The sequence below is a fragment of the Clostridium beijerinckii genome, assembly GCA_003129525.1.
GTDB lineage: Bacteria > Bacillota > Clostridia > Clostridiales > Clostridiaceae > Clostridium > Clostridium beijerinckii_D.
Map to the genome: position 1 here is coordinate 3146605 of CP029329.1, position 18759 is coordinate 3165363.

Annotated in this window: 14 protein-coding genes and 3 pseudogenes; 1 reads left to right on the forward strand and 16 read right to left on the reverse strand. The window is 29.1% G+C overall.

The features are described from left to right. Positions 1 to 104 precede the first annotated feature (104 nt). The 3 genes and pseudogenes from DIC82_13900 to DIC82_13910 all read right to left on the reverse strand — a co-directional run bounded on the left by DIC82_13900 (position 105) and on the right by DIC82_13910 (position 4899). A pseudogene (locus DIC82_13900) lies at positions 105 to 440 on the reverse strand (glucose-1-phosphate thymidylyltransferase). Positions 441 to 1314: 874 nt separating this feature from the next. Continuing rightward, a pseudogene (locus DIC82_13905) lies at positions 1315 to 1850 on the reverse strand (glucose-1-phosphate thymidylyltransferase). 415 nt (positions 1851 to 2265) lie between these two features. Next, entirely contained in the window at positions 2266 to 4899 is a 2634-nt protein-coding gene (locus DIC82_13910) for a hypothetical protein (GenBank protein AWK52039.1), read from the reverse strand. 426 nt (positions 4900 to 5325) lie between these two features. Between DIC82_13910 and DIC82_13915 the strand changes: the two genes are divergently transcribed. Next, positions 5326 to 6924 carry a glycosyl transferase gene (locus DIC82_13915; protein AWK52040.1) on the forward strand — a complete coding sequence of 533 codons (1599 nt, stop codon included), beginning with the start codon at positions 5326 to 5328 and terminating at the stop codon, positions 6922 to 6924. A 111-nt stretch (positions 6925 to 7035) separates the two neighbouring features. Here the strand turns inward: DIC82_13915 and DIC82_13920 are convergent, their stop codons facing one another. From DIC82_13920 to DIC82_13980, 13 genes and pseudogenes are all read right to left on the reverse strand, one after another. After that, positions 7036 to 7686 (reverse strand): transferase, encoded by a 651-nt coding sequence (locus DIC82_13920; protein ID AWK52041.1) that lies wholly within the window; start codon positions 7684 to 7686, stop codon positions 7036 to 7038. Between the two features lie 22 nt (positions 7687 to 7708). Next, positions 7709 to 8782, reverse strand: coding sequence for an aminotransferase DegT (locus DIC82_13925; GenBank protein ID AWK52042.1), 1074 nt, complete (start codon positions 8780 to 8782; stop codon positions 7709 to 7711). A gap of 277 nt (positions 8783 to 9059) precedes the next feature. Then, a complete protein-coding gene (rfbB, locus tag DIC82_13930) occupies positions 9060 to 10133 on the reverse strand; it encodes a dTDP-glucose 4,6-dehydratase (GenBank protein AWK52043.1) in 1074 nt (357 codons plus the stop codon). A gap of 20 nt (positions 10134 to 10153) precedes the next feature. Further along, a complete protein-coding gene (gene rfbD / locus DIC82_13935) occupies positions 10154 to 11035 on the reverse strand; it encodes a dTDP-4-dehydrorhamnose reductase (GenBank protein AWK52044.1) in 882 nt (293 codons plus the stop codon). 52 nt (positions 11036 to 11087) lie between these two features. After that, on the reverse strand, positions 11088 to 11666 hold the full coding sequence (gene rfbC / locus DIC82_13940) for a dTDP-4-dehydrorhamnose 3,5-epimerase (GenBank protein ID AWK52045.1): 579 nt from the start codon (positions 11664 to 11666) through the stop codon (positions 11088 to 11090). A gap of 292 nt (positions 11667 to 11958) precedes the next feature. Further along, a complete protein-coding gene (locus DIC82_13945; protein ID AWK52046.1) occupies positions 11959 to 12333 on the reverse strand; it encodes an aspartate 1-decarboxylase in 375 nt (124 codons plus the stop codon). Positions 12334 to 12512: 179 nt separating this feature from the next. Then, entirely contained in the window at positions 12513 to 13364 is an 852-nt protein-coding gene (locus tag DIC82_13950; protein AWK52047.1) for a pantoate--beta-alanine ligase, read from the reverse strand. Positions 13365 to 13474: 110 nt separating this feature from the next. Next, positions 13475 to 14302, reverse strand: coding sequence for a 3-methyl-2-oxobutanoate hydroxymethyltransferase (gene panB, locus DIC82_13955; GenBank protein ID AWK52048.1), 828 nt, complete (start codon positions 14300 to 14302; stop codon positions 13475 to 13477). Next, positions 14302 to 15290: pseudogene (locus tag DIC82_13960) on the reverse strand (DUF2520 domain-containing protein). The gene panB and the pseudogene DIC82_13960 overlap by 1 nt, the downstream one beginning before the upstream one ends. 269 nt (positions 15291 to 15559) lie before the next feature. Further along, complete coding sequence (locus DIC82_13965) at positions 15560 to 16432, reverse strand: amino acid ABC transporter substrate-binding protein (GenBank protein ID AWK52049.1); 873 nt, start codon at positions 16430 to 16432, stop codon at positions 15560 to 15562. A 24-nt stretch (positions 16433 to 16456) separates the two neighbouring features. Next, complete coding sequence (locus tag DIC82_13970; protein AWK52050.1) at positions 16457 to 17206, reverse strand: glutamine ABC transporter ATP-binding protein; 750 nt, start codon at positions 17204 to 17206, stop codon at positions 16457 to 16459. Between the two features lie 10 nt (positions 17207 to 17216). Continuing rightward, complete coding sequence (locus DIC82_13975; GenBank protein ID AWK52051.1) at positions 17217 to 17894, reverse strand: amino acid ABC transporter permease; 678 nt, start codon at positions 17892 to 17894, stop codon at positions 17217 to 17219. Further along, complete coding sequence (locus DIC82_13980; protein ID AWK52052.1) at positions 17875 to 18540, reverse strand: polar amino acid ABC transporter permease; 666 nt, start codon at positions 18538 to 18540, stop codon at positions 17875 to 17877. The genes DIC82_13975 and DIC82_13980 overlap by 20 nt, the downstream gene beginning before the upstream one ends. Between the last annotated feature and the right edge of the window lie 219 nt (positions 18541 to 18759).

The following is an 18759-nucleotide window of genomic DNA, read 5'->3' on the forward strand; positions in this document are numbered from 1 at the left end:
GATTCCATTATATAAGCCACATCTATTTTGGTTTTATTAGAATTTCTCATATTTACACCTCTTACTATCTCTTATTGCTATAACTTGACTTTAAGCTTTCTAAGTCAAATGTCTTCTACTATATCAATTAGATATTTCCCATATCCATTTTTCATTAATGGTTTAGCAAGTTCAATAACTTGCTCAGTAGTTATCCATTCTTTCCTATATGCAATTTCTTCAAGACATGCTATATATGCTCCTTGAGTATTTTGAACTGCTTCGACAAAATTAGAAGCTTGAAGCATAGATGCATGAGTTCCTGTATCAAGCCAAGCCATTCCTCTACCTAGTAATTGTACCCTTAATGTTTTTTCTTCCATATAAACTTTGTTTAAATCTGTAATTTCTAGCTCTCCTCTTTTAGAAGGCTTTAATGCCTTAGCCTTTGCAACTACAGAATATAGGAATAGGTAAGACTTTGAAGTTATCTCTGCCTTTTCCCCTCCTCCACACAGTGCTTGCGACTTTCACCGCACACTGCGTTCCATCAATGAAGTTTTACTATATTTTATCCATACAACTGAAAATATTATTATTCATAATATCCCATACAGTCAGCGTCTTTCATTGGAATTTTTCCAACGTTCTGCTTCTCTTATTCTTACTCGAACCTGATTGTATTGTATAATAAAATGTTTCCCATTTCATTGACTTGTGGCTATCCCTCCATTATGTTTCCATAACTTCACTGGTACTATGCCACTACTTTCACTGATATTAAAGCAAGTTATAACATTCTGTCTTTCCTTGCTACCGCTTCGTTGGATATAAGTCCTCTGCGTTATCAGCTTACCACGTTCCAATAATTTTATCCTTTCATATACCCTTAGGTAGTTCCTATAATCCTGTCTGCACAATACTGCCTGTAACAGTATAAGGATTTTCATAACGACAAATTTTACTCACCCTCACAGACCCTACAACTTCGGTAGGTGACGCATTTCTGCTCCATTTTTTTTTAGAACCTTACATTCGGAACTTTGTCAGTCTTTTATAATTTAGACATTCTTACCATAGGTCTTTTATGGACTCCCGACCTATCATACACTCGACCACCTCTGGTTCGCTTTTCCACAATCTCTTTCAAAATTGTTAGGGTGTATTCTCAGCCGACTTCACCGAGCTTATAACAAATTTATTCTTATAAATAAAAATGCTATTCGGAGTATCAGAGAAAGCCCTTCAAGGCGTTACCCTCTCATTTGACTTTTCAAATTATTAGTTCTTAAATAGCTTCGCTATTTAGGCAATACTTTTCATATTACAACGTGTCGCACTATCATAAAAATAGAGACCTGGAACTGCATATTTAGATTTTGGTTTTTCTGGCTTTTCCTCTAAAGAAATAACCTTGCCATTATCATCAAATTCAACTACACCAAAAGACTTTGGATTTTGAACATAATAGCCAAATATATATGCACCACTTTCCAAGCTAGCAGCCTCTTTTAAATGGTCTGAAAAGCTTTGACCATAGAAAATATTGTCGCCAAGTACCATTGCAACATTATCATTACCAATAAATTCTTCTCCAATTATAAATGCCTCTGCAAGTCCATTAGGCTTTTCTTGAACTGCATATTTAATATTTAATCCTAGCTGTTGTCCATCTTTAAACAATTCTTCGAAATTAACTATATCTCTTGGTGTTGATATAATTAAAATATCTCTTATTCCAGCAAGCATCAAAACTGACATTGGGTAATAAATCATTGGCTTATCATATATGGGAACCATTTGTTTTGACATTGCTTTTGTCACTGGATATAAACGAGTTCCAGAACCCCCGCTAAAACAATCCCTTTCATAATATCCCTTCTTTAAACTATAATAAAAAGTTAAATTTATTTCATATTGAATCACTTATATAATATTTAAATCACTATCAAAAAGTGACATAAATGAATCAGATTAAACAAATAAAATTATAAATAAACACAAATATGTATGTTGGATATTTTGAAAGGTGGGATGAATATGTCATCAAATAATACTCAATTATTAACAACGCATATATTTGCTTCAAAGAATGATTTATGGTATAGATTTGAAGAAATGTTAAAAAAATTTGATGAAGCTGATATCATAGTTTTTGATACTTTTCGATATCAGCCATAATAATCTAATTTTTATTATTCGTATAAATGAATATAACAATATATATTTCAGTGAAATTAAAAATTTCATCACTTTCATTATATGGAACTACAAAAGACAAATTGTTTATAAGAGTGGTTTACTAATTTCTTCTTTTAATAATTTAATACGTGGTTTTATTTGTGCATCAAAATTATATAATTCAATAATCTTTTTTTGCCCCTTTTCAGCTATGCTTTGCAATAGTTTAGGCTTATCCATAAATGTCTCTATTCTTTCAATAATCTTTTTACTATCATGTGGAATGATGACTATTTCTTTGCTATCTATAAATATTCCTTTATTAAGTCCTAATTCATCCGAACATAAAATAGCAACTTTTCGCAATCCTGCATCTATACATGAATCTGGTGGGAATCCATCAAAGGAGCCTTTACACATTTTACCTTGAGTGTTAGGAGATAAAATAATGTCCTTGTCATTAAAAAAATTGTTAATCCATTCTTCATCCTTCTGTCCATAAAATATTATTTTATCTCCAATTTCGCTTATGTTTATCATGTTTTCATCAGCTAATCCTACTACATGAAAGTATATATTTTGATATTTCTTTACTAGTTCCTTAGCTACTTCAACAAAAACATCATATCCTTTGTCCTTATCATAACTTATATACTCATATGTCACAAAACATATATCTAGAGTATCTTTATTAATTCCATAATGTTTTTTCTGACATTTTTCAGCTAGTTCTATTTTCTCTAAAGGCACAACAACACCAAATATAAATTCTATTTTTTCCTTTGAGCAAAACTTATTTTTAACTAAATAATCATAAGTAATTTGCTGCGTCACAATAACTTTCCTAAAGCATGAAGATGCGCAAACTCTTTTCAATAATGTGTTTGACTCTTCATTATCTAGAGTAAATCCACCACCTGGATATAGAGTGAAAACAAATGGTATTCTATTCTCTTCTACAAACTTTAAGCATAAGTATGCATTATTTAAAAAAGTAAAATATAGTATTTTACATTCTACAGGCCGCCAAACCCAATCGAAATTAAATACTTTACCTCCAAATTCAGGATACTTTCTCTTATAATTTATTAAAATCTCTGACAAACTTGTTTCAGCTAATTCGGGTAATGTCATTCCTGTAGTTAATATTTTTGTTCCTTCAATATATTCTAAATAACTTGTAAACTCTTGATATCTAAATCCACTACGTTTAGATGGAAATACATCATCTACAACAATAAGATTTAGACTTTCTACATATTGATTATTTTCCTTTATTAAATGTATATTTCTCATTTGTGTAAAATACTGATCATAATTAAAATCAGTGAACTTATTATATTTATCAACATAACCTATTATTTGTTTTGCACCATTAATCCTTGATAATCCACTCCAAACCCCCTGACTATGTATTCTATATACAGTCATTGGTTGTTTTATATATCCAATTTCACTCATAGTTGCACAGTAAATATTAAACATCCAATCCACTGTAAACATATCAAATAATTCATCAGGAATTTTACTCATTAGAGATCCATCATAAAAACAACATGAAAAGTTACCTATATAATTCCATGAAGCAAGACTTTCACAACTATATATACCTTCATCCATTACCTTTTGATGATAACAATCATACATAGTTTGAATATCATTATAGTATAATTTTATCTCATTAAAGGATACACCAACCTCAGGATGACTTTTCAAATAATTAATATGTGTTTCAATTCTGTTTGCTGTTAACCAATAATCATCTCCCTCACAAAAAGTTAAATAATCATAATCTCTTGCTAAGTGAATAATAGTTTTTAAATTTTCTATCAAACCCTTATTTTTTCTATAATGAATATATTCAATTTCTATATTTTCATTACTATTACTTTCAATAGCGCTACTAATAACTTTATGATTATTATCAGTAGAACAATCATTAATAATAATAATTTTTAATTTAAAGTTACCTACTTGCATTAAAATACCATCTATACACGCTTTTATATACTTTTCGTGATTATACGTAAGTACCCCTACTAAGACCCTCGGGATTTCTGTTTTAATTTTATGTTCATTGTTATATAACTTGTAACTTAGATTTTCTAATTTCTTTTTTATAGTATTAACGAAGTTTAGCTGCATTGTAGATTGATTTGTTTTTATATATATTTCAATATCATTAATGCTCATAATAAGCATCATTTTTTTTACTTGCAAATTATTATTTTCTTCATAATTAATAATTTGCTCTCTATTGATTTGTTTCAAATTAGAGCAAGCTATATATGCATTATCATTCAATAACTGTAAGTACCGATCTATATTATTATCTAAAATCCCATAACCGTAATTGAAGTCAATGTATAGCATATCTATTGATGTAACTTGATTACTGATTTCTTGTATTATTTCATTTTGAGAATTATTTATTATATTAGAATATGGCGATAACCCTAATTTTTCTTTGCACAAAACTATATCATTATATTTAGTTTCACAGATATTACTTGCAACCCCAAAAGAGAACCCATTATTTTGAGCAAAAGCATATGCCATAGGTAAGAAATTTTCTCCATTATTAATTCCTATTTGTACATAATTTTTAAGATTGTATTGCCTAGCAAGGTAAGCCATTGGATAAATGTAATGGATATTATTCTTTATCTCATCAGTTGATATTTTACTACAAAAATTTAAAAATTCCTCATAAAACTCATTCTTTCCTGTTTTTGACACTAATTACCTCCTCCTCATATTTTAATAATCTTCCACTTCTATTTTTGTTTTTAGCTAGAAGACCTGCATACATTTCCTATTCTTAAGTTGATTTATCAACTAAGCTCATTTCACCAATCGTAGTTACTTCTTTAAACTATAACGGGAAATTAAACTTAATTCATATTCAATCATTTATATAATATTTTAATTACAATCAAAAAGTGACTTATAAATCGTAATAAATAAAATTAAAACTTTTTACTGGTCTATCATATTTTATGATATGAACAAGGTGTTATCATCATCTTAAATTTATGTCCATATGCATGGTAGGTACAATTTTTTCTATTATTCATAAAATACAATTGAATCATTATACTATTTTTTAGTATTGCTTAATTACAAGAAATGGCAGCAACAATAAATTATTAGAGGTGAGATAAAATGAAAGAAAATAAAATAGCATTTATTACCTGCGTAACTGATCAAAATTTGTATCAAAAAAGTTTATCATATATTAATAAACTACAAGTCCCTGAAGGCATTGAAATGGAAATAATACCAATAATAGATGCTAAAAGTATAGCTTCTGCATATAACGAGGCTATGCAAAAAAGTGATTCAAAATACAAAGTTTATCTTCGTGAAGATGTTTATATACAAAATACAAAGTTCATTATCGATATAATCAATATTTTCAAACGTGATGAAAATATAGGCCTTATAGGTGTAGCTGGAGCAAAGATTATCCCAGTATCAGGAATATGGCAAGAAGATCATAGAAAGGTTGGAAAAGTATTTCGTAATGATAAAGGATGTATGGAATTACTAAACTATAATGAAGTTACGGATCTTTATACTGAAGTAAAAGGAATAGATGGACTTATAATGATAACACAATATGATTTATTGTGGAGAGATGATATTTTTGATGGATGGCATTTTTACGATCTTTCAGAAAGTGTTGAATTTCTGAGAAAAGGACTTAAGGTAGTAGTTCCTAATCAGGAAAATGCATGGTGTATTCATGATCATGGCAATATAAATACTTCTAGTGAATTTGAAATATATCGAAATAAATTTCTAGATAATTATTCTAAAGATATATTACCATTAGTTAGTATATTAATACCTACTTATAACCAAACAAAATATCTAAAGCTTGCACTTGATTCTGCATTAAATCAAAGCTATAGAAATACTGAAATCATTATATGTGATGATAGTTCAACAAATGATGTAGAAAAACTAGTTGAACGATATATGCTAAAAACAAATAAGATTAAATATTTTTATAACGGTGGCCCATCTGGTGATTGGGGTAAAATAAATATGGAAAAGTGCTTTCAAAAATCATCAGGTGAGTTTGTAAACTATTTGTTTCATGATGATCTCTTTAATCCAAATAAAATAGATAAAATGGTTAATTATTTTCTTTATGATGACACACTTTCTCTAATAACAAGTTACAGGAAATTAATCAATGAAAAAGGTGAATATTTAAATGATACTTTAAGAACTGTTCAGCAATATCCTTACGATATTCGTTTAACTGGAGAAGAGGCTGGAAGAAAACTTCTTTTTTCATTAAATAATTATATTGGCGAACCAACTACTGCTATGTTTAGAAAAAGTGCTATAAATTCCATTACAAGTGGCTATGATAGTTATGAAATAAATTGCCTACTTGATGCAGCATTATGGTTGAAATTATTAAGACAAGGAAACATGATATATATATCAGATCCATTAAGTAATTTTAGAATTCATTCATCACAAAATAGTAATGATGGCATTCTAGCATTTTGGTTTCCAATTGAGTATTTTAAACTTATTATTTCTTCATATGAAAATGGTGTATTTATAAAAAATAGAAAAGAACTGTTAGAAGCTCTTACATTATGGTATACACATTATGCCTCAAGTCTCCTTGTGTTTGCTAATGAATATAACAATAATTCCAAGGATAATGAAGAAATAATAAAACTTCGAGATGAATATAAAAGTTGTTATAAGAGATTTATAAATATATTATTAGAGTAACAATATAACTTTTAGAAGCAAACATGAATTTAAAATATAAACTATTTATATAGAAGAGGAAGGATATATGAAAACAATTATCTATCATATATCCTCCATTATCAAATTCTATTATATTAAGTGAAATTTTATAGGCTTTGCTGGTGTTCCTACAGCAGTGCAGTTATCTGGCAAATCTTTTGTTACAGTTGCACCTGCTCCAACAATTGTGTTACAACCTATATTAATTTTGTTTATTATTGCTGCTGTAGTACCTATATAACACCCTGTTCCAATTTTTACGTTTCCAGATATCGTTACACTTGGTAGTATAGTTGAAAAATCGCTAATGATTGAATCATGAGAAATTACACTGTTAACACTGATCACAACATGTTTTCCAATTGTTACATTTGTAGTTATAATTGCTCCATAACATATTATAGTACCCTCACCGATAATATTATAGTTTGAAATTTTAGCATTTGGATGAATTAAGGTAGCAGGTTTTATATTTAGCTTTTCAGCTTTCTCATTAAATCTAATTCTTAGCTTTGGATCTCCTACTGCACAAATATAAAATAAATTATCATGTCCACTATTTATAATCCATTCAAAATCACCAAGTATCTTATGATTATTTAAAATTGAACCTATCTGTTTATTACCTTCTTCAATAAAACCAAGCAAGTCCCACTCTAGATTTTTATTATTTATTTCCTCTATTAACCAAGCAACTTCCCTTGCAAAGCCTCCAGCTCCTATAATGACTATTTTTTTCATAATTCTCTCCAAGATTAAAATACTATAAATTACTATTAATTATTTCAACAATTTGTTCTAGTTCACATTCTTCTAAAGAATCATAAATTGGCAAACATAATATTCTACTTGAAATATTATTTGATATTTGCATATATTTAGAATCAGTTAAGTAGCCTAAAGTATCTAAGGAAGGATAAAAATATCTTCTTGGGAATATATATTTTTTATTTAGTTCTTCTACTACTCTCAGTAAATCTTTTTCAGTTTTAAATACTACTGGAAAATATGCATAATTATTTGTACAATCTTCATTATGCTTTTGTAATTGCAATTCTTTTGATAAATTATTTGTATAAAAATCATGGACTTTTTCTCTTCCTTCTAATATTTTATCTATATCATCTAATACACATAATCCCATGGCAGCTTGAAATTCATTCATTTTAGCATTAATACCCAAATCATCAATTTTTTCTGGACCACTAATTCCAAAATTAATCATAAGCTTTACTTTTTTATATAATTCATCATCCTTAATTACAAGGCCACCACCCTCGATAGTATGAAATAATTTAGTGCTATGAAAACTCATTATGGATATATCGCCATACGAAAAAATACTCTTATTTTTATATTTCACTCCAAATGTATGAGCTCCATCATATATAACTTTTAAATTATTTTTACTTGCTATTTTTTGAATTTCGTCTATATCACATGCATTTCCAAAAACATGAACTGGAATTATTGCTTTACTTTTGTTAGTTATTAAATTTTCTATTTTTTTGTAATCAATGCAAAAAGTTTCTGGATTTATATCTGCAAATACAGGAGTAAGCCCTTCCCACACTTGACTACTTACGGTTGCAGCAAATGTGAACGGAGTTGTAATAACTTCATCACTTAATTCTAATGCTTTATATGCTACTTGAAGAGCCAAAGTTCCATTTGAAACTAAAATTAAATTTCGGATATTTAAATACTCTTCAAGCCTTTTTTCAAGTTCTTGGACAAACTGACCATTATTCGTAAGAAATCCAGACTTGAAAATTTTATCTATATAACTTTTATACATACTAATATTGGGCAAGTATGTTTTTGTTACATTAATCATATAACTTCCCTCTCAAAATTAGTTGCTTAAATTTTTGAATTTTATAAATATTAGTTCAAAAATAATAGCTTTTGTACTATTATATAATTTAAAAATTTAAATGTTCTGTCATTATGCTTACTTTTATCTAAATAATCTCAATACAGTCTGACTTAGGTTTTTTATCTGTTAAAAGATCTTGATTGTGCTTAATAAGTTATTCATTATGCTTCGCACTCTTTTTAAAGGTGAAAAGTTCTTGGTTGCGCTTTGCGCTTTTTTTATATGTGAAAAGATCTTAATTGTGCTGCGCACTTTTTTTATCTGTGTACATCTTTTTATAATATTTTTGATAATCTCCAGAAGTTACATTTTTCATCCAAGCATGATTATCTAGGTACCATTTAATAGTTTTCTTAATTCCAACTTCAAAGGTTGTTTCAGGATACCACCCTAACTCCGTTTTTATCTTATCAGGTGATATTCCATATCTTCTATCGTGTCCTTTTCTGTCCTCAACGTATTTAATTAAATTGTCAGTAACACTCTTATCAACATTTTCATTTATATAAGCAATAACTGTTTTTATAATTTCTATATTTGTTCTTTCGTTATGTCCACCCACATTATAAACTTCTCCAAGTCTCCCACCGTTAATAACCATATCTATTGCTTTTGCATGATCATTAACAAAAAGCCAATCTCTTATATTCATACCATCGCCATAAACAGGTATTTCTTTATGATTTAAGCAGTTATTAATTAATAGTGGAATTAGTTTTTCAGGAAATTGAAATGGGCCATAGTTATTTGAACATCTAGTTATATTTATAGGCATTTTATAGGTATCATAATATGCTTTAACCATTAAATCTGAGCCAGCTTTACTTGATGAATATGGACTATGAGGATCAAGTGGTGTTGTTTCCATAAAAAAGCCTTCTGTACCTAAGGATCCATAAACTTCATCTGTTGAAACATGAAGAAATTTAACTCCTTCTTTAAATCCTTTTTCTGTTTCCCATGCATTTTTGGCACAATTCAACATATTAACTGTTCCAAGTACATTAGTCTTAGCAAATATTTCTGGTTCTCTTATACTTCTATCAACATGTGATTCTGCTGCAAAATGAACAACACAATTTACATTATAATTTTTAAAAAGACTTGAAACTAATTCTTTATCACAAATATCCCCTTGAACAAATATATGTCTTTTATCATTCTCAATTGACTTAAGATTTTCTAAATTGCCTGCATAGGTTAACTTATCTAAGTTAATTATTTTAATATCTTGATACTTATTCAACATGTATAAAATAAAATTAGAACCTATAAATCCAGCTCCACCAGTAACTAAGTATGTTTTCATCTATCTATAACTCCTTTACTTTACTTATTTAATTTTTCAATAAATGATCTTAATGCTTCCTGCCACTCTCGCATTTCATCGCCAACCGTATTTCTAAGCATCATATTATCAAGGGATGAATATTTTGGTCTTTTTGTTGGATTCTTATATTCTTCTGATGTACAAGGTTTAACTTCACATTTTTCTCCAGAGAATTTAATTATATTTTTAGCGAATTCATACCAAGTGCATTCACCTTTTCCTGTGCAATGATACACTCCATATTCTTCTGTTTCTATCAACTTCAATATGTGATAAGTTAAGTCATTTGCATTTGTTGGATTACCTCTTTGATCATTTACAACATTTATGCAATTTTTTTCTTTCCCAATCTCTCTAATAGTATAAACAAAATTATGACCTACAGATCCATAAAGCCAAGCTGTCCTCACTATAAAATATTTAGTAGAGAATTCCCTTACATAATTTTCTCCTAAAAGCTTGGTTTTCCCATAAACTGTATAAGGAGAGGTTAAATCATATTCAGTTAACGGTCTATCCCCTGCTCCGCTAAATACATAATCAGTTGATATTTGTACAATTTTAGCACCTATCTCTTCACATGCTATTGCTAAATTCCTAGGTCCAATTGAGTTAACCATAAATGCAAAATTTTCGTTACTTTCACAGCCATCAACATTTGTAGCTGCTGCACAATTAATTACTACATCAGGTTTTAAATAATCTATCTTCTTTTTAACTTCTATTAAACTGGTTATATCTAATTCATCTATATCCAAAGTTATAACTTCAGATTCCTTTATAGTTTTCGAAACTTGTCCTATTTCAGCACTACCCATTTTTATTATGTTTTGAAGTTCATTTCCTAACTGACCTTTAGATCCTGTTATTAATATTTTCATCTATATTTCTCCTTAAAAATTTTAGATTTTCAATAACATGTATCTCGGCAAATTATTTGTATATAAAATCTACATACCCTTTTAAATTCAAGTTTTTCAAGTTAGGATGTGTTTTATCCTTTTCAGATAAAATTACATTTCCTATTTTTTCTAAAGGCCAAGTAATATTAATATCTGGATCATTCCACATAACCCCTCCATCATATTGCGGAGCATAAAAATCTGTACACTTATAATTAAATACTGCCTCGTTAGAAAGTACTAAAAATCCATGCGCAAAACCTTTAGGAATATAAAATTGCTTTTTGTTTTCCCCACTTAAAATAACTCCTTCCCATTGTCTATACGTAGGAGAGCCACTTCTTAAATCAACAGCCACATCAAAAACTTCACCTCTAGTTACTCTAATGAGTTTTCCTTGACTATGTCTTTTTTGAAAATGCAGTCCTCTTAAAACACCTTTACTTGATTTTGATTCATTATCTTGAACAAAAGTCATGTTAAGTCCAGCATCTGAAAACTGTTCTTTATTGTATATTTCTATGAAATAACCTCGCTCATCCCAAAAAACTTTAGGTTCTATTATATAAACCCCATCTAGTTTTGTTTTATTAAAATTGAATTTCCCCATTATTACACCTCATATTTTCTTGTTCATTTTTTAATTATATAGAAAATTACATTTATTCTGCATTTAATCACTTATATAATATTATTATTACTATGAATAAGTGCCTTAATGAATAATAATATTATTTAATAAACGTAGGTATATATGGAAAAAATAAAGTCAAGTTTTTATTAATATTAGTATTGCATATAAATAGAGAGTGAGATTTTAAGTAAATCTCACTCTCTTAAGGTAATTAAGATATTTTCAAAAATATTATTTATTAATATAATTACTAATTCCAGACTAAATTTTATTCATTAGATTCATAATTAGTAATTTCCTTTATTGTATTGTCATCATTCATAAATACAACTGCTGGTTTATATCTTTTAGCTTCAGCTTCTTCCATTTGTGCATAAGCAATAATTATTACATTATCGCCAGGTTCTACAAGTCTTGCAGCTGCACCATTTACACAAATAACTCCCGAGTCTCTCTTTCCTGGAATTACATATGTTTCAAATCTTGCGCCATTATTTACATCAACTATTTGAACTTTTTCATTTTCTATTATTCTTGAAGCTTCCATCAATGTTTTATCTATAGTAATGCTTCCCATATAACTTAATTCTGCTTGTGTTATTGTAGCTCTATGTATCTTTCCTTTTAACATTGTAAGTATCATTTTTGTTCCTCCTAAATGTGCTTAATTAATATAATTTTTACTATTCATTATTACTTCTTATCTAAATTAAATTCCGTATTGTAGAAAAATTCCTTATTGCAGAAAAGTTTCGTATTGTAGCATAGCTACTCTTTTAATAAGTGCATAGCTGCTCTTTTTAGATGTGCATAGCTACTCTTTTAATTGGTGTATATTTTAAATGTGAAATTATCTATTAATCTTATTTTCCCTATATAAACAGCTATTGGAATTAATACATTCTTTTCTATAGTTTCAACATTTTCTAAAGAATCGCTATCGACTATTTCTATATAATCTATTTTAGATAATGGTTCTTTGCTTAATTCTGCTTTTATAACTTCTTTAAGTTTAATGGCATTTCTTTCACCATTTTTTAATGAATCTTTAGCTAGTTCTAAACTTTTACTTAATATCAAGGCTGCTTTTCTCTCATCTTTTGAAAGATAAGTATTTCTTGAACTCTTAGCTAGTCCATCTTCTTCTCGAATTATTGGGCAAGCTACTATTTCTACATCTATATTTAAATCTCTAACCATTCTTCTTAAAACAGCAACTTGTTGAGCATCTTTTTCTCCAAAATAAGCTTTATCTGGAGTTACTATATTCAAAAGCTTAGAAACAACTAAACAAACTCCATCAAAATGTCCTGGTCTTTTTGCTCCACAAAGTACATCGGTAAGATTTGATACACTTACACTAGTTGATTTATTATTAAAATACATTTCGCTTGGTTCTGGATTAAAAACTGCAGTTGCACCTGCATTTATACAAACCTCTAAATCTTTATCTATATTTCTTGGATAGCTATCATAGTCTTCATTTGGTCCAAATTGTGTTGGATTAACAAAAACACTAACAACAACCTTATCATTTTCCGCTACTGCCTTTTTTATTAAGCTTTCATGCCCTTCATGCAGCGCTCCCATTGTTGGTACAAAACCTACTGAAAGACCTTCTCTTTTCCAAGATTTTATTAAACTTCTAAGTTCTTTTATTTCTTTTAATAACATTCTTTTTTCCCTCTTTCTCTATTAAACATATTAAACTAAATAACAAACCAAAGATTAAATCTATGTTCTATGTCCAACTAGCATACTAGTTTGTTAGTTTTTAATGTGTTTTAATACAATTTTTGTAGTTCATTTTCATCAATCTTAAAAGTGTGTTTAACTTCTGGAAATGTACCTTCTTGTACTTCTTTAACATAAGACCCAATAGCTTCTTTCATAACATTACCTATATTAGCATATTGTTTAACAAACTTTGGAACAAAATCATTAAACATTCCAAGCATATCTTGATAAACTAAAATTTGTCCATCACAATGTTTACCTGCACCAATTCCTATTGTTGGAATTGAAACTGCATTTGTAATAAGTTCTGCCACTTTTTCTGGAATTCCTTCTAGTACAATTGAAAATGCACCAGATTTCTCCAAAAGAATAGCATCTTCTATTAGCTTTTTAGCTGCTAATTCATTTTTACCTTGTACCTTAAATCCGCCAAATGCATTTACAGATTGAGGAGTTAGTCCTAAATGTCCCATTACAGGAATTTGAGCATCCACTATGGCTTTAACTTGAGCTGCAACATTTGCTCCTCCCTCAAGCTTAACTGCACTTGCGCCACCTTCTTTGACTAGTCTCCCTGCATTTGAAACTGCTTGTTCTATTGATACATGATAGGACAAAAAAGGCATGTCACTCACTACAAGAGCATTTTTCGCACCTTTTTTAACAGCTTTTGTATGATAAATAATTTCATCCATTGTAACAGCTAAAGTATCTTGATCACCTTTAATAACCATTCCAAGTGAATCTCCAATTAAAATTCCATTTACTCCGCTTTCATCAATAATCTTCGCCATTGAGTAATCATAGGCTGTAAGCATACTTAATTTATTTCCTTCATTTTTAGCTTGTTTAAAAGTCAATACTGTATTTTTCACTAATCTATTCCTCCTAAAACTTTATATATTTCCAAATGTTTTTCTGAATTATTAATCACATTTTCATCTTTAATATTTAAAATATCATCTTTCGTATTTTGCAAATTCATTGTGTTATTATCTCTTATGGCAACAAATTTTAATAAATTTAAGGATAATATATTATAAATATCCTTATCTTCTTTTTCCAAGACAGACAAATGGTTTTTTATAGTAGTAACATCCCCTCTTGATACTGGACCTGTTAAAGAATTCACAAAGCCCTTTTCAAAAATACTTTCGATATTACCTTCAACTAGTGGTCTAATAGCACTTAAAGCTTCATCTTCAGTTAATCCAAGTTTTTTAAGATAACTTGTGCCTATATCCAATAAAGATAAAGTAAGGTTAGAAACAAACACATTAGCTAAATGATAAATTGAAGATGTTTCTTTACTTCTTATGAAAAATTTATTTCCTAAACTCTTAATAAGATTAATAACAGTATTGTTTTCAATTGAAGACTGCTCTTTTAAAACATCACTTTCAATTGAAAAATATATATTTTCTAATTCTTTTAAATTTGTGTTTTTGTTTGAAAATGCGAATATTGGATGTATCGAATAGATTAGTGCGCCAGAATCTTTTGCATTATATAATACATTTGATTTAATCGAACCACTTGTGTGGCAAACAGATTTGTTAGTTAGATCAAATTTTGATAATTCTCTATCTATAATTGAAATGATGTCATCAGGTGTTGTAATAAATAATATATCACTTTCTTTAATAATATCTTGAATGTTCGTATAAAATTTTGATTTAGTAATTTTAGCTGCTTCAATAGTTGTATTTATATTCTTTCCATAAAAGCCACTTAATTTTATCCCTTTTTGAGTAAAATAGCGTCCTAAATTCACGCCTACCTTCCCAGGGCCAATAAATCCAATTTTAATAGTATCACCTCCATGTGTGTGTGATACAACATCCTAATTTCAATCTCATTCATATAGATATGAGTTGTATTATAAATTTTAATGCTTAAAAATTCGGTGTAACTCTATTAAGATACTACCCATTGATATAATACCACGATGTTTGCAGTTTAACAATAATAATATGTAGAAGTTAAACCAATAATAATAGTAAAAGTAAAAACTTCTAACTATTTGTGTAATATTAAATTTCATTTTAAACAATTATTAAAATTTTAATATAATATTACACATAAAAATAAAGGATGTGGCCTGTATAAAATTCCACATCCTTTATAATAATTTATTTTACTATTCCACCTTCGACTACAAGACTATCTTCAAATTCTGCACCATATACTGATTTTAATGTTTCATCATAAGCTTTGTGTACAAAATTTTCTTTACCTAAAGTTTCAAGTTCAGTATTGACCCAATCTTTAAGTTCTGTGTTACCTTTAGTTACAGCAGGCGCGATTGTGTCTACGCTTCCAAGTGATGGTACACCAACAGTAAATCCTGGATTTTCTTTAGCCCATGCTATAACTTCTGTATTATCACTTAATATAGCATCACCACGTCCATCTTTTAAAGCTTGAAATATTTCTGAGTATTGTTCATATTTTACAAGCTCAACATCTGGATGATTTTTTGTCATATAGGTTTCAGCAGTTGTTCCTTTTGCTACTATAACTTTTTTACCTTTAAGTTGATCTTCTGAAGTAATTTTAGCACCGTCTGGTGAAACTATTCCAAGAGATACCTTCATATAAGGGTTTGTAAAATCTACCTTTTGCTTTCTTTCATCAGTAACAGTAAAGTTAGCCATTATTATATCAACTTTTTTAGATTCCAAATATGCTACTCTGCTTGCTGCATCAACTAAAACAAATTCAACTTTTGATTCATCTCCAAGAAGATCTTTTGCAAATCTCTTTGCAACATATACATCAAATCCTTGATTTTTTCCTTCTGAATCTACATATCCAAATGGAGCCTTATCGCTAAATACGCCAATTTTTATAGTTCCATTTTTCTTAATTTCGTCAATAGAACCACTAGCCGCATTAGTTGAATCACTTTTGCTTGTTGATGCTGAATTACCGCAGCCTACAAGTCCTCCAATTACTATAGTACTTACAAGTAAAGCTGTTACAATTTTTTTAATGTTTTTCATAATTCATCATCCTTTCATTTATAATTAATATTGAAATATATTTAGAAAGTGCTTAGCACGTTCAGTCTTTGGATTTGTAAAGAATTCATTTGGCTCTGATTCCTCACATATTTTTCCTTCATCCATAAATATTATCCTATCAGCCACAGACTGAGCAAATCCCATTTCGTGGGTTACAATTACCATAGTCATACCTTGCTTTGCTAGTCCTAATATAACCTCTAAAACTTCCCTTACCATTTCAGGATCAAGAGATGCTGTTACTTCATCAAAAAGAATTATTTCTGGATTCATGCATAATGCTCTAACAATAGCTATTCTCTGCTTCTGACCTCCTGAAAGTTGACGTGGATATGAATCCTTTCTGTCTAGTAAGCCAACTCTATCTAAAAGTTGTTCTGCCTGAGCCAATGCTTCAGCTTTATCTCTTTTCTGAACCTTCAAAGGACCAAGAAGTATGTTTTCTATAACTGTCATATGAGGAAATAATTCATAGTTTTGAAATACCATGCCTATTTTTTCGTGAATTTCTTGCCAATTAACTTTTTTTTCTGTAAAACTCGTATCTTTAAACTTAATATCTCCGCCTTGAATTGTTTCAAGACCATTAAGACACCTTAATAGAGTACTTTTTCCGCAACCAGAAGGTCCTAGAACAACTAAAACTTCTCCTGTGTGGAGGCTTAAGTTTATTCCCTTTAATATTTCTTTATCATCAAACTCTTTATGAACATCCTGTATTTCAAGCAAAACAGGATTGTTATTTTTATCCATTATATTCCTCCTATTTATTCCACTTATTTTCTAGATTTTTTGATATTTGGGATAGTGGATAACATATTATAAAGTACAAAAAGAATATAAAACCATAAACCCCAAAAGATGCAGTAGGAACTTCAAATCGTGAAGTCTCTATGATTTGCTGACCAATTTTAACCACATCTATAACCCCTATTAAAACTACAAGTGAAGTAGTTTTAATCATCCTAGTAGCTAAGTTGATAGTTCCAGGTATCATTCTTCTTATAGCTTGAGGTATAAGCACATACCAATATAATTGAAAATAGTTTAACCCTAGGGCCTTTCCAGATTCAATTTGATGTTTTGGTAATGATTGAAGTGCTCCTCTGACAATGTCCCCCATTTCTGCTGCTCCCCAGAGACTAAATACAATAATGGAAACAACTTCTCCACTAAGATTCATATTTAATGCTGTGGTAACTCCAAAATAAAAAATAAACAGCCAAACTAATGTTGGTATTATTCTAAAGGCTTCAAGATAAACTCTATTTATAAAAAGTACTACCTTATATTTTGTTGTTCTACTTAGCCCTATTATTATTCCTAAAATAGAGCCTATAATAATAGAAATAAAAGCAATCTCTGCAGTTACCAATAACCCTTCAAATAAGCGCTGAAAATTTTTCCCTTGAAAAATAACATTAATTCCCAAATTCTGCATATCGCACCTTCCTTTCTAGCCAAGACAGCATAAATGATAGAGGAAGAATCATAATAAGATAAACAACCACTAGCATTGCCAAAGATTCGAAGGTTCTATAATACATTCCTATTAAATCTTTCGTTAAATTCGTAACGTCTATTATTGATATAGCACCGAGTATCGAAGTCTCTTTTAATAAAAATATACAGTTTGCACTTAATGAAGGCATACTTACCGAAAACGCCTGTGGAATTATTACATATCTAACAAGTTGAATTCTTGAAAGACCAATACTGATTCCAGATTCAATCTGTGATTTGCTGACAGACTCAAGTCCACTTCTAAAAGCTTCAGCCATATAGCTTCCTCCGAGGAACGCCAATCCAATTATTGCACAGGTCCCTTCACTCATTTTTAAGCCCAATTTGGGCAACCCAAAATACAGGAAAAATATCTGTACTAATAGTGGAGTGTTTCTTGAAAGTTCTATATAAGCTTGTACAACAATATCAATAACTTTTACTTTAAAATATAATATTATGCTGCATAGTAATCCAATTACCAATGATAAAAGTATTCCAGCAAAAGCTAATTTCAATGTAAGCCATGCTGCTTTCTCATATAAAGGCAAACTAGTCACTATAAAATTCCAGTCAATACTCATTTATCCCTCACCTTTTTATCGCGTTTTATTAATCCATACAATTATTGTAGGAATACTTATATATTAGCAACATTATCCTAGCTTGTCAATCGTATTAGTATAAAAATGTTTTTTATATATAATTAGTTATTTAAATTTTCTTTGACAAATAAAAAACACTTACTATTTTTATTTAGTAAGTGCTTTTAATATATTTATAAACTTATTTATCAGTTAGAT

What these genes read in the sequence shown, in the direction of transcription:
- DIC82_13915 (AWK52040.1), top strand. Translation starts at nt 5,326, where the DNA reads ATGAAAGAAAATAAAATAGCATTTATTACCTGCGTAACTGATCAAAAT.
- DIC82_13920 (AWK52041.1), bottom strand. Translation starts at nt 7,686, where the DNA reads ATGAAAAAAATAGTCATTATAGGAGCTGGAGGCTTTGCAAGGGAAGTT.
- DIC82_13925 (AWK52042.1), bottom strand. Translation starts at nt 8,782, where the DNA reads ATGATTAATGTAACAAAAACATACTTGCCCAATATTAGTATGTATAAA.
- rfbB (AWK52043.1), bottom strand. Translation starts at nt 10,133, where the DNA reads ATGAAAACATACTTAGTTACTGGTGGAGCTGGATTTATAGGTTCTAAT.
- rfbD (AWK52044.1), bottom strand. Translation starts at nt 11,035, where the DNA reads ATGAAAATATTAATAACAGGATCTAAAGGTCAGTTAGGAAATGAACTT.
- rfbC (AWK52045.1), bottom strand. Translation starts at nt 11,666, where the DNA reads ATGGGGAAATTCAATTTTAATAAAACAAAACTAGATGGGGTTTATATA.
- DIC82_13945 (AWK52046.1), bottom strand. Translation starts at nt 12,333, where the DNA reads ATGATACTTACAATGTTAAAAGGAAAGATACATAGAGCTACAATAACA.
- DIC82_13950 (AWK52047.1), bottom strand. Translation starts at nt 13,364, where the DNA reads ATGTTATTAAAAGAAATAAAAGAACTTAGAAGTTTAATAAAATCTTGG.
- DIC82_13965 (AWK52049.1), bottom strand. Translation starts at nt 16,432, where the DNA reads ATGAAAAACATTAAAAAAATTGTAACAGCTTTACTTGTAAGTACTATA.
- DIC82_13970 (AWK52050.1), bottom strand. Translation starts at nt 17,206, where the DNA reads ATGGATAAAAATAACAATCCTGTTTTGCTTGAAATACAGGATGTTCAT.
- DIC82_13975 (AWK52051.1), bottom strand. Translation starts at nt 17,894, where the DNA reads ATGCAGAATTTGGGAATTAATGTTATTTTTCAAGGGAAAAATTTTCAG.
- DIC82_13980 (AWK52052.1), bottom strand. Translation starts at nt 18,540, where the DNA reads ATGAGTATTGACTGGAATTTTATAGTGACTAGTTTGCCTTTATATGAG.